Below are 11,144 nucleotides of genomic sequence, written 5' to 3'. Positions count from 1 at the left end.
TTTTTACGATACGTGGTAAATATCCCGTTAACTTCCGTGGGAATTTTTTAACGTTTGGGTAAGCCGCGATGCACTTTGGGCCAGATGCGCCGGTGTTGAGCTCGATGGTCCTGATGACACGCTCGTGTCGCTCACCGGGAGCGCTCGTCATCACAGCTTTGTCTCCGGTCAATTTTCTGTGCCCGAGTCTCGCACTGTGGAGGAAGTCGCTTCCAAAGATATCCTGCTGCGCCAAATATCAGGAATGAACTTCCGCATTTGCTATGATCTGCTGCTTTAGCTCCATTCCATCGGCCGAGGAGACCGTCATGACCGCGCCGCATCCTTCGAGAACCCATATCGGCAATCACGCGCTGCACCCGGAAACGCAGATGCTGAACTACGGTTATGATCCGGAGCTTTCAGAAGGAGCGGTCAAGCCGCCGGTGTTTCTCACCTCGACCTTCGTCTTCAATACCGCCGAAGACGGCCGCGATTTCTTCGACTACGTCTCGGGCCGTCGCGAGCCGCCGGCAGGCAAGGGCGCCGGTCTCGTCTACTCGCGGTTCAACCATCCCAACAGCGAGATCGTCGAAGACAGGCTCGCGGTTTATGAACGGACCGAAAGTGGCGCGCTATTCTCCTCCGGCATGTCGGCGATCTCGACCACGTTGCTCGCCTTCGTCCGGCCCGGCGATACGATTCTCCATTCGCAGCCGCTCTATGGCGGCACCGAGACGCTGTTGGCGAAGACCTTCTTGAACTTCGGGGTTGCCGCCGTCGGTTTTCATGACGGTGTCAGCGAGGCGTCGGTCCAGGCAGCGGCCGAGGAGGCTATGCAGAGAGGTCGAGTCTCGGTCATCCTCATCGAAACGCCCGCCAACCCCACGAACAGTCTCGTTGACGTTGCCTTGATACGCCGTGTTGCCAATGCGGTTGGCGAGAGACAGGGCCACACCCCGATCATCGTCTGCGACAACACGCTGCTTGGCCCGGTCTTCCAGCGTCCGATCGAACACGGCGCGGATATATCGCTTTATTCGCTGACCAAATATGTCGGCGGCCATTCGGATTTGATCGCCGGCGCCGTCCTGGGTCCGAAAGCTGTGATCAAACAGGTGAAGGCACTCCGCGGCTCTATCGGCACGCAGCTCGACCCCCATTCCTGCTGGATGCTGGGACGTTCGCTGGAGACGCTGCAACTGCGCATGGAGCGGGCAAACAGCAACGCACGTGCCGTCGCCGATTTTCTCCGCGATCATCCGAAGGTCGAAACCATCCACTATCTGCCTTACCACGATCCGGATTCGCCGGTCGGGCGAACCTTCGCCGCACAGTGCACGGGCGCCGGTTCGACGTTCTCTTTCGATATCAAGGGCGGCCAGCCGGCTTCGTTCAGGTTCCTGAACGCGCTGAAGATCTTCAAGCTGGCGGTCAGCCTCGGCGGAACGGAGTCGCTTGCGAGCCACCCGGCCGCAATGACTCATTCCGGTGTTCCGGCTGATGTGCGTGAGCGCATCGGCGTTCTGGAGTCGACCATCCGGTTGTCGATCGGCATCGAACATCCGGACGATCTGATCGCCGACCTCGCGCTCGCTCTGGACGAAGCGTAAACGGCAGCGCCGTCAGGCCGCCGCCGTTTCCCGCACATCGTCGAGCAGGAAATGCACGACGATGTAGTTCGTCGTGTAGTGCCTGCCGCTATCCGAGGTGTTCTCGATATTGCCGCCATCTGCCGGGTGCCAGGTATGGTAGTGCGGATTGGTGGTGATTAGCGTGATCGCTTTGCCCGCGAATTTGCCGCCGAGCCGGTAGCGTGCTTCCGCCAATGGCCAGATGCGCTCGTAGTCTTCCATCGGAATACGGACTTTCAGAGCCCGCCTGCTGACCGGTTCGCTCCGCGAGCCGTCCTCGTGCACGGCCGCCGGTAGTTCCAGCGTCACTTCCTCCGCGCCGCTCAGAATGGAATTGAACTCCTCGGGCCACATCCGTCTCATGAAATCGCTCCTCCCAGGGCTCGCTCTTCGGTTAGCCAGCGAAATGTAGCGTGTTTGCCCGAAGAAGCAAACGCTGCCTTGCGGTTCACCACCGATTGCCTTTGTACCGCGCGCTAAGCTCTCGCGGCGTGGTTCAGCGCTCGCTCCAGCGATCGGAATATCCGCGGATCATCCGACTGTGCGACGTTGAATCGCAGGAAGCCGCTGGCGGTCTGCGACACGCTGAAGGCGTTGCCGGGCGCAAGAACGATGTTATCGGCGAGGCAGGCCCGCGCAACATCTGCGGCATCGATCCCGTCGGGCAACCGGCACCAGAGAAACATGCCCGCCTGCGGCCGTATCCACGGCGTGATGCCGAGCGAACCCAATCGCTGCGCCGTCTCGTCCATGGCTTGCGAAAGCCGGACCCGCAGCGCATCCAGATGTTTGCGGTAGCTGCCGTCCTTCAACAGCAGCAGGATCAATTCGGACGAGAGCCGCCCGGCGGCGATGCTGGTCGCAATCTTGAGATCGGAGAGCGCCTCGATCCAGTCCGGCCTCGCCGCGATGAAGCCGCAACGCACCGAGGCAGAGAGCGTTTTCGAGAAGCTGCCGATATGGACGACCCGCTCCAGCCCGTCGAATGCGGCGAGGCGAGGGGCCGGCTCATGCTCAAGATCAGCGAAGATATCGTCCTCGATGATTGTCATATTTGCGCGCTCTGCAAGTTTCAGCAGCCGGTGTGCCACGACGGGCGAACACGTCGCGCCTGTTGGGTTATGAATCGCGGAATTGGTGATGTAGAGCCGCGGCCGGTGCTCGTCGATCGCCCTCCCGAATGCCTCGATATCCGGTCCGACCGGCGTCATCGGAACGGCGATGGCATTGGCCCTGTGAGCGCGCAGCAGCGCATGGAAGTTGAAATAACAGGGGTCGTCCACCAGCACGGCGTCGCCGGGCTCGATCAGGAAGCGGCACAGAAGGTCGATTGCCTGTGTGCCGGATTCCGTCAGTATGATCTGGTCTGGTGCTGCGGATATGCCGCGCTCGCCCATGCGGCGGGAGAGAAGCTGCCTGAGCGGCGGCAGGCCGAGCGGCGTACCGTAGTCCGAGAGCACGCGATCATCGGCGCGTGAAACCGTGCGAAGGGCCTTGCGTATGCCCGCTTCCGGCATCCAGCTTGGCGGCAGCCAGCCGCATCCCGGCTTCAGCAATTCGGGGCCGTCTTCCAATGATTGACGATAGACCCACAAGGGATCGATCGCCCGGTCGAGCTTCGGCCCGATTTCCGAGAGCGCCAGCGGTGCGAGCGGGCTCGAAACGTAGAAGCCGGAACCCGGCCGCGAGCGAATGAGGCCCTCGGCGGCCAGCCGCTCATAGGCCTCCACGACGGTCGAGGCGGAAACATGCAAGGTCTTGGCGAAAGCGCGCACCGAAGGCAGTCGTGATCCGGGCACCAGCCCGCGGCTGGAAATGCGGCCGCGGATCTCCGCCATTACCAGGGCGATACGCTTGCCGCTCGCAGGATTCGTCGCCGTCTGGTCCATCTGTATTGCTTCCGTATCCATAACAGTTTGTCGAAACTGTACAGCATTGTCGCTGGCGACGCCACGCTCCTTGCTTCATAGCAGCCTCAGACAAGGAGCATCATGATGGACAGGGTAGCAGGCGGCTGGATCAACGGTTTTCTCGGAGTGCTGATCTTCAGCGGCTCGCTTCCGGCGACGCGCGTTGCGGTTGCCAATTTCGATCCGCTGTTCCTCACCGTCGCCCGCGCCGCCATCGCCGGCATGCTTGCCTTCTGTCTGCTGTTGGCCTTCCGCGAAAAACGTCCCGCGCGTGCCGATCTTTTCTCGCTGGCGGTGGTAGCGCTCGGCGTCGTCATCGGCTTTCCGCTGCTCACCGCATTTGCGCTGAAGCATGTTACCTCGGCTCATTCGACGGTTTTCATCGGTCTGCTGCCGCTGGCGACGGCCATCTTCGGCGTCCTTCGCGGCGGGGAGCGCCCCAAACCGGTCTTCTGGCTGTTCTCCGGCCTCGGCAGCGCCCTGGTCGCAGGCTTCGCGTTGATGCATGCGGAAGCCGCATCCTCAGTCGGCGATCTCTTGATGCTGGCGGCAATCATCGCCTGCGGGCTGGGATATGCCGAAGGCGGCAGACTGTCGCGCAAGCTGGGCGGTTGGCAGGTGATTTCCTGGGCGCTGGTTCTTTCGCTGCCGATCATGCTCGTGCTGTCGTTCGTTGCCATGCCGCCCACCTTCCCGGCTGCGGCAAGCACGTCCTGGATCGGCCTCGCTTACGTCTCGCTCTTCAGCATGCTGATCGGCTTCATATTCTGGTATCGCGGCCTGGCGCTCGGCGGCATTGCAGCCGTCGGGCAGCTGCAGCTGCTGCAGCCATTCTTCAGCCTTGCTCTGGCGGCTGTGGTCCTCCATGAGAAGGTCAGCGTGGCCATGTTCGGGGTCACGCTGGCCGTCGTTGCCTGCGTCGCCGGCGCAAAGAAATTCGCCCGCTAGCGAGGCTCTGATTCTAGGCCGCAACACGCATGAAATTGCCCAGTCCCGCAAACATCGCGACGGATTTCAGCCGCGCTTCGATGTCGTGGATCGGCATGGAGATGATTAGCTCGTCCGCTCCGGTCTCCTTCAGGAACTCGGTGAGCTTGGCTTCTGCAGTCTCCGGCGAACCGACAACCGCATAACGCAACGTATGCTCGACGTTGAGCTTCTCCATCGGCGACCAGAAGCTTTCCATGTCCTCGACCGGCCGCGGGAATGGACCGCGGACATTGCGGCGCAGGTTGACGAATTGCTGTTGCGCGGACGTAAAGTGGTATTGCGCCTCCTCGTCCGTCGGAGCGACGGAGCCCATGACGCCGACCATCACATAAGGCTGGTCGAGCGATGCGGAGGGCTGGAACTTGCTGCGATAGATATCGATGGCATCGAGCAGCATGTCTGGTGCGAAGTGTGAGGCGAAGGCATAGGGCAGGCCGAGCATCGCCGCAAGCTGCGCGCTGTAGAGACTGGAGCCGAGAAGCCAGATCGGCACATGCGAATTGTTGCCGGGAACGGCAAGGATTGCCTGGTTCTCAGAGGGCGGCCCTAGCAACTGCTGCAGTTCGACGACATCGTTCGGAAAGCTGTGAGCGCCGGCTTCCAGATTGCGGCGGAGCGCTTGGGCGGTTCGCATATCCGTGCCCGGCGCGCGTCCGAGGCCGAGATCGACGCGGCCCGGGAAAAGCGCTGCCAACGTGCCGAACTGTTCTGCGATCACTAGCGGCGAGTGGTTCGGCAGCATGATGCCGCCTGAGCCGATGCGGATGCGCTTGGTCGCCGCACCGACATGGCCGATGACGACCGCGGTCGCGGCACTCGCTATGCCCGGCATGCCATGATGCTCCGCCAGCCAGAAACGCTTGTAGCCGTACTCCTCCGCCTTTTGCGCCATGCGCGCCGAGCCCGCAAAGGATTGGCTGATGGTCGTGCCGTCGGCTACGGGCGAAAGGTCGAGGATGGAAAAGGGGATCATGTGGAAAACCTGCGGGTCGGGGGATGGAGACAGGTCTATGTAGGTTCTGGTATCGCGCATTCCAAATCATGCGCTCAAGAAAAGGGCCGGTTTCCCGGCCCTTTTTCTCGTTGTTTTCAAGCCGTCTGTCGCCGATGCCGGAGGACGTGGATTTCAGCGCCGTGCTGACGATGATCATCGGGCAGCGTAAAGTTGCCGAGCTGGCGGTCCATCTCCACTGCCTCTGCGGCAAGGCGGTGGATCGCTGCGGTCGTTTCCTCGACCATGGCGGCGTTCTGCTGCGTCATCGAGTCGAGCTCGGAAACCGCCGTGTTGATCTGGCGAAGCGTATCCGCCTCTTCGCGGGTCGATTCCATGATCTCATGGATCTGGCCGTTGATCGCTTCCACATGGCTGCCGATGCCCGTCAGAGCCACACCAGCCCGCTCGACGAGCGACACGCCGGATTCGACTTCGTGAGTCGATTTCTGCAGCAGGCTCGCGATCTCCTTGGCGGCGCTCGATGAGCGTTGCGCCAGTTCGCGGACCTCCATCGCAACAACTGCAAAGCCCTTGCCGGATTCACCGGCGCGTGCCGCTTCGACACCGGCGTTGAGCGCCAGAAGGTTGGTCTGGAAGGCGATGTCGTCGATGACGCTGATGATCGTGTTGATCTGCCGCGAGGAGGACTGGATTGCCTCCATGGCAGCGATCGTCTCACGCATAATCTGGCTCGAACCGGTTGTCTCTTGCTTGGCGGCGCGGGCGATGCGCTCGGCCTGTTCGGCACGCTCGATCTGAATGCGGACAGACTGGGTGATCGCGTCGATCGCGTTCGCCGTTTCGGTGATTGATGCCGCCTGGCGCTCGGTGCGCCCGGCAAGGTCGTCGGCGCCGGTACGCATCTCTTCCGAGCCGGAGCGGACCGCCATGGAGTTGCCGCCGATCGCCGTCATCGTCTGGCTGAGGGTGGCGAGCGCCTCGTTGAAGTTGACCCGCAAGCCCTCAAGCTCGTTCGGGAAGCGCGTTTCGATCTGATAGGCGAGATCGCCGTTCGCCAGATGATGCAGCCCTTCGTCCAGCGCCCGCACGACATCCTGCAAAGTTTTCGCTTCCGCCTCGCGCAGCGCCAGATTCTCCTGACGCTCGCGTTCCGCATGGGCGCGGGTCTCGGTGCTTGCTGCTTCCAACGCCCGGCTTTCGATCAGCGACTGCTTGAAGCGGGCGAGCGCCTTGGCCATCATGCCGATTTCATCGTGACGGTTCTGGCTGCCGATCTCGACGTCCAGCTTGCCGTCGGCGACATCCCGGGTATTTCCGGCAAGCCGTTCAAGTGGCGAGAAGAGCAGCCTGGTCACAAGCCCGGTCGCAAGGGCCATGACGATCAGAGCGCCGAGGCCGATCATGGTCAGCAGCGTCGCAATCTCGATCGAGCCCGCATTCAGCTCGCTGAGCAGGACGCTTTCGACGACAAGGAAGCGCTGCCCCTGATAGGTGACTGAGCGGACATAGGCTCGCGCGGTGCCGTCGGCACGGGTGAAGTCGTCGACCGTCATGCCATCGCTGCTGGCAAGCGCATCCTGCACGAAGGTAAACGGCGCCGTATCGAGCGTAGCGAGATGGCCTTCGGCGTTGAGACCGACGGCCGAACCGTCACTGGAAATGATGGCCGCCTGAGCCGTACTGCCGGAAACGATGCCCTTGGCCAGGATGCTGGTGATGATATCGTCGCGCACCTTGAAGAGAATGATGCCCTTCGGCTGGCCGAGCTTGATGATCGGCACGGCATAGAAGATCGCCGACTTGCCGCTCGCAACATCGACGCGCAGGCCGGAAAATGCGGTCGGCGCGGAATCGTCCGTTGCCTTCGTTGTGTTTTCGATCGCTCTGGAGAAAGCGATGCCCGCGCCTGTAGCCTTCCAGGCATCAGTCTTCATGTTCTCGGCGAAGTTGTCATCCTTCTTGTAGGAATAGAGAACCGAGCCGTCGAGATCCGCAATCAGCAGGTCGCTGAAAGTGGTGTTTTCGAGATCGCGGGCAACTTCGCCCTGTGTCTTCTCGTGATTGGAGTAGTAGAAGCCGCTCGGACCTTCCGGCTTCATCAGCTTTTCACGCTGATCGGCGGGATTCGGATTATTGGTGATGAACACCTTCTTGAGCTCGCCGCGCACGTCACCTGAGGATTTTTCGATCGTCTTCCAACCGCTCTTCAGGCTGGTGATCGACATTTGCAGCGCCTCGATGCGCGCGATGGAACTCGCCTGATTTTCAAGCTGCGCCAGTTGATCCTGCAGCATGTCGCCGCGGAAGATGAGCAAACTTTCCTTCGCCTTCAGTGCCTGCGCATCCGAGATGCGGCTGCTGGCGAAATAGCCGAGAACACTGATCGCACTTACCGCAAGTGCGGTGAGCAAAATGAAAGTCGCAATAACCTTGAAGGATAGCGACTGAAATCTCTGAGCCATGGCTACGAACCCCTCGAAGCGCCTTCGCCGGCGGAACGCGCCGGCTGACCAAAAAGCAGAACACGGGGAGTTTTAACCTTTGCGAAAAGGGGCTCCTCTCATATTTGATCGGTTAGATTTCAGGCAATGAATTTAATTCGTGGTAAACAGCGGCCGTAACAGGCGAATGTTTTTGTTCTGTTCACATCTTTCTGGCACTTATTCCGGCATCGCAATAAGGTAAGCCATGCAAAATACGATTCGCATCATCGGCATCGACCCAGGTCTTCGACGCACCGGCTGGGGAATTATCGATACGCTCGGCAATTCATTGCGCTTCGTGGCCTCTGGAACGGTGACCTCCGATGGCGATATGGACCTCGCCTCCCGCCTCTGCCAGTTGCACGATGGCCTTGCCGAGATCATGCACATCTACAAGCCCGACGAAGCAGCCGTCGAACAGACCTTCGTCAATAAGGATGCGGTCGCAACACTGAAGCTCGGTCAGGCCCGCGGCATCGCGATGCTCGTGCCGGCGCGTGCCGGATTGCAGGTATCCGAATATGCCCCCAATGCCGTCAAGAAAGCCGTCATTGGCGTCGGTCACGGCGAGAAGCAGCAGATCCACATGATGCTCAAGATTCTGATGCCGAAGGTGGAATTCAAAGGCAATGACGCCGCCGATGCACTCGCAATCGCCATCTGCCACGCCCACAACCGCGGCAGCAGCCGAATGCGCATGGCGGCGTTGGCAGGTTAGGGTATGTTCTTGACTTGTTCTCGTGGGGCCGGTAAGTAATACTCAAGAGGTATTACCATGCGCGTTACCGAAAAAGGCCAGGTCACCATCCCGAAAAACGTTCGGTCCAACTTGGGAATCGAGGCGGGGAGCGAAGTCGAGTTCGTTTTGCGCGAAGGCGAAGCTGTGCTTCGCCTCATCGAGAGGTCTCGGGATCAGGTCGATCGTGATGTTCGCGAACTCATCGACCATCTTCGGAGGCATCAGGGTTCCATGTCTCTCGGCGACATGAGCGGCGAGGAGTTCTATCGCCTTTTGAGGGATTGATTGGTGGCGACGCTGGTAGACACGAACATCCTGATCGACGTATTCCATGCGCGCGGTGCCTTCACCGACTGGTCGACAGAGCAGCTCGCGGTTGCTCGCGCAGAAGGGCCATTGCTCATCAATCCTTTGATCTATGCGGAGATGGCTGCTGGCTACGCCACGAGCGAAGAGCTGGAATCGGCGCTTGCGCCCAGTCTTTTCCGTCGGGAAGAACTGCCATGGGAGGCTGCCTTTTCAGCCGGCCATGCCTTTCTGCAATACCGCCGGTCCGGCGGCGACAAACGGTCGCCGCTTCCGGATTTCTACATCGGAGCCCATGCGATGGTGAAAGGCTACAGGTTGCTCAGCCGTGATGTTGCGAAATACCGAACCTATTTTCCGCTGATTTCCATTGTCTCCCCCGAAACCCATCCCTGACGGACCTTTTCATGATCGGCAAGCTCAAAGGCACTATCGAGGAAATCGGCGACGACTATGTGCTCGTTGATGTGCACGGCGTCTGCTACGTCGCCTATTGTTCCGGCCGCACCCTGTCGAAGATCGGCTCCGTAGGCGAAGCCTGCGTCCTCTTCATCGAGACTTATGTCCGCGAAGACCAGTTGAAGCTCTTCGGCTTCATGAGCGTGCTCGAGCGCGAATGGTTCAACCTGCTGCAGAGCGTGCAGGGCGTAGGCGCCAAGGTGGCGCTTGCCGTGCTTTCGACGCTCACACCAGGCGAACTCGCCAACGCCATCGCGCTGCAGGACAAGACATCCGTTTCCCGCGCCCAGGGCGTCGGCCCAAAGGTCGCGGTTCGCATCGTCACCGAACTGAAGAACAAGACACCCGCCTATTCAGGCGAGGCGATCAATATCGGCCTCAAGCAGGAAATCGGTGAAGGCGTCGCCTCGGCTCCGGTCGCCGATGCCGTCTCGGCGCTGACCAATCTCGGCTATTCGCGCGACCAGGCAGCAAATGCAGTTGCAGCAGCGATGAAGACTGCAGGTGACGGCGCAGACAGCGCCAAGCTGATCAGGCTGGGATTGAAGGAGTTGGCGCGGTGATATCCCGCAAGGGTGCCAATGCCTGCGGCTTGGTGTATGGACTTGAACAAGCTTTAAACGGAAATGCCTATGAATGATGCCCGCCTGATATCGCCGGAAAAGCGGGGCGAAGACCTCGATGTGACGCTGCGCCCGCAGTCGCTGGACGAATTCACCGGCCAGGCGGAGGCACGTGCCAACCTCAAGGTCTTCATCGAGGCTGCCAAGAACCGCGGCGAAGCGCTGGACCATGTTCTGTTCGTTGGTCCGCCGGGCCTCGGCAAGACGACACTGGCGCAGATCATGGCCAAGGAGCTGGGCGTCAATTTCCGCTCCACCTCCGGTCCGGTCATCGCCAAGGCCGGCGATCTTGCCGCTCTGCTGACCAATCTGGAGGAGCGCGATGTGCTCTTCATCGATGAAATTCACCGCTTGAATCCGGCCGTCGAAGAAATCCTTTATCCGGCGATGGAGGATTTCCAGCTCGACCTCATCATCGGCGAAGGTCCGGCCGCCCGCTCGGTGAAGATCGATCTCTCGAAATTCACGCTCGTAGCCGCGACCACGCGCCTCGGCCTGTTGACGACGCCGCTCCGTGACCGCTTCGGTATTCCGGTGCGGCTCAGCTTCTACACCGTCGAGGAGTTGGAATCGATCGTGCGGCGCGGCGCCCGGCTGATGAACCTGCCGATGACCGATGACGGCGCCCGCGAAATCGCCCGCCGGGCGCGCGGCACGCCGCGCATCGCCGGCCGTCTGCTCCGCCGCGTACGTGACTTCGCCGAAGTCGCCAGGGCCGAAGCCGTCACCCGCGAGATCGCCGACGAGGCACTCACCCGCCTGCTCGTCGACAGCGTCGGCCTTGACCAGCTGGACAAGCGCTACCTCAACATGATCGCCGTCAATTTCGGTGGCGGTCCCGTCGGTATCGAGACGATCGCCGCTGGTCTGTCCGAACCGCGCGATGCGATCGAGGACATCATCGAGCCCTACATGATCCAGCAGGGCTTTATACAACGCACGCCGCGCGGCCGCGTGTTGACGGCCACCGCCTGGAAGCACCTCGGCTTGCAGCCGCCGAAGGACCTCGAGGCTGCGCAGTTTCGGCTTTTTCAGGAAGGCGACTGATTTAAAGGATGCTCGCGGA

11 protein-coding genes are annotated in these 11,144 nt (G+C 60.9%); 7 read left to right on the top strand and 4 right to left on the bottom strand.

The features are described 5' to 3' along the window. Window positions 1-308 precede the first annotated feature (308 nt). The gene (locus tag ACPYOI_RS09710) at window positions 309-1,592 is read left to right on the top strand and encodes a cystathionine gamma-synthase family protein (RefSeq protein ID WP_481416575.1); all 1,284 of its coding nucleotides are present in this window, start codon (window positions 309-311) and stop codon (window positions 1,590-1,592) included. Between the two features lie 12 nt (window positions 1,593-1,604). On the opposite strand, the gene ACPYOI_RS09705 is transcribed toward ACPYOI_RS09710, so the two are convergent. Beyond that, on the bottom strand, window positions 1,605-1,976 hold the full coding sequence (locus ACPYOI_RS09705; RefSeq protein WP_481416576.1) for a hypothetical protein: 372 nt from the start codon (window positions 1,974-1,976) through the stop codon (window positions 1,605-1,607). A gap of 113 nt (window positions 1,977-2,089) precedes the next feature. Continuing rightward, the gene (locus tag ACPYOI_RS09700) at window positions 2,090-3,502 is read right to left on the bottom strand and encodes an aminotransferase-like domain-containing protein (RefSeq protein ID WP_481416577.1); all 1,413 of its coding nucleotides are present in this window, start codon (window positions 3,500-3,502) and stop codon (window positions 2,090-2,092) included. 105 nt (window positions 3,503-3,607) lie between these two features. Between ACPYOI_RS09700 and ACPYOI_RS09695 the strand changes: the two genes are divergently transcribed. After that, entirely contained in the window at window positions 3,608-4,471 is an 864-nt protein-coding gene (locus tag ACPYOI_RS09695; RefSeq protein ID WP_481416578.1) for a DMT family transporter, read from the top strand. A gap of 13 nt (window positions 4,472-4,484) precedes the next feature. Here the strand turns inward: ACPYOI_RS09695 and ACPYOI_RS09690 are convergent, their stop codons facing one another. After that, window positions 4,485-5,486 carry an LLM class flavin-dependent oxidoreductase gene (locus ACPYOI_RS09690; RefSeq protein ID WP_481416590.1) on the bottom strand — a complete coding sequence of 334 codons (1,002 nt, stop codon included), beginning with the start codon at window positions 5,484-5,486 and terminating at the stop codon, window positions 4,485-4,487. 116 nt (window positions 5,487-5,602) lie between these two features. Beyond that, window positions 5,603-7,930, bottom strand: a complete 2,328-nt coding sequence (locus ACPYOI_RS09685; RefSeq protein ID WP_481416579.1) for a methyl-accepting chemotaxis protein — start codon at window positions 7,928-7,930, stop codon at window positions 5,603-5,605. 226 nt (window positions 7,931-8,156) lie between these two features. Here ACPYOI_RS09685 and ruvC point away from each other — a divergent pair, with 226 nt between their 5' ends. The 5 genes from ruvC (at window position 8,157) to ruvB (ending at window position 11,125) form a co-directional block, all read left to right on the top strand. Continuing rightward, entirely contained in the window at window positions 8,157-8,669 is a 513-nt protein-coding gene (gene ruvC, locus ACPYOI_RS09680; protein WP_481416580.1) for a crossover junction endodeoxyribonuclease RuvC, read from the top strand. 57 nt (window positions 8,670-8,726) lie between these two features. Beyond that, entirely contained in the window at window positions 8,727-8,975 is a 249-nt protein-coding gene (locus ACPYOI_RS09675; RefSeq protein WP_481416581.1) for an AbrB/MazE/SpoVT family DNA-binding domain-containing protein, read from the top strand. Between the two features lie 3 nt (window positions 8,976-8,978). Further along, the gene (locus ACPYOI_RS09670) at window positions 8,979-9,392 is read left to right on the top strand and encodes a type II toxin-antitoxin system VapC family toxin (protein ID WP_481416582.1); all 414 of its coding nucleotides are present in this window, start codon (window positions 8,979-8,981) and stop codon (window positions 9,390-9,392) included. An 11-nt stretch (window positions 9,393-9,403) separates the two neighbouring features. Continuing rightward, window positions 9,404-10,018 carry a Holliday junction branch migration protein RuvA gene (ruvA, locus tag ACPYOI_RS09665; protein WP_481416583.1) on the top strand — a complete coding sequence of 205 codons (615 nt, stop codon included), beginning with the start codon at window positions 9,404-9,406 and terminating at the stop codon, window positions 10,016-10,018. 69 nt (window positions 10,019-10,087) lie between these two features. Continuing rightward, window positions 10,088-11,125 (top strand): Holliday junction branch migration DNA helicase RuvB, encoded by a 1,038-nt coding sequence (ruvB, locus tag ACPYOI_RS09660; protein ID WP_481416584.1) that lies wholly within the window; start codon window positions 10,088-10,090, stop codon window positions 11,123-11,125. Window positions 11,126-11,144: the final 19 nt, after the last annotated feature.

Source organism: Rhizobium sp. SVR5-2C (genome assembly GCF_056755115.1).
The sequence above is the reverse complement of the archived record's forward strand: the minus strand, read 5'-3'. Positions and strand labels throughout refer to the sequence as shown.

What these genes read in the sequence shown, in the direction of transcription:
- ACPYOI_RS09710 (WP_481416575.1), top strand. Translation starts at nt 309, where the DNA reads ATGACCGCGCCGCATCCTTCGAGAACCCATATCGGCAATCACGCGCTG.
- ACPYOI_RS09705 (WP_481416576.1), bottom strand. Translation starts at nt 1,976, where the DNA reads ATGAGACGGATGTGGCCCGAGGAGTTCAATTCCATTCTGAGCGGCGCG.
- ACPYOI_RS09700 (WP_481416577.1), bottom strand. Translation starts at nt 3,502, where the DNA reads ATGGACCAGACGGCGACGAATCCTGCGAGCGGCAAGCGTATCGCCCTG.
- ACPYOI_RS09695 (WP_481416578.1), top strand. Translation starts at nt 3,608, where the DNA reads ATGGACAGGGTAGCAGGCGGCTGGATCAACGGTTTTCTCGGAGTGCTG.
- ACPYOI_RS09690 (WP_481416590.1), bottom strand. Translation starts at nt 5,486, where the DNA reads ATGATCCCCTTTTCCATCCTCGACCTTTCGCCCGTAGCCGACGGCACG.
- ACPYOI_RS09685 (WP_481416579.1), bottom strand. Translation starts at nt 7,930, where the DNA reads ATGGCTCAGAGATTTCAGTCGCTATCCTTCAAGGTTATTGCGACTTTC.
- ruvC (WP_481416580.1), top strand. Translation starts at nt 8,157, where the DNA reads ATGCAAAATACGATTCGCATCATCGGCATCGACCCAGGTCTTCGACGC.
- ACPYOI_RS09675 (WP_481416581.1), top strand. Translation starts at nt 8,727, where the DNA reads ATGCGCGTTACCGAAAAAGGCCAGGTCACCATCCCGAAAAACGTTCGG.
- ruvA (WP_481416583.1), top strand. Translation starts at nt 9,404, where the DNA reads ATGATCGGCAAGCTCAAAGGCACTATCGAGGAAATCGGCGACGACTAT.
- ruvB (WP_481416584.1), top strand. Translation starts at nt 10,088, where the DNA reads ATGAATGATGCCCGCCTGATATCGCCGGAAAAGCGGGGCGAAGACCTC.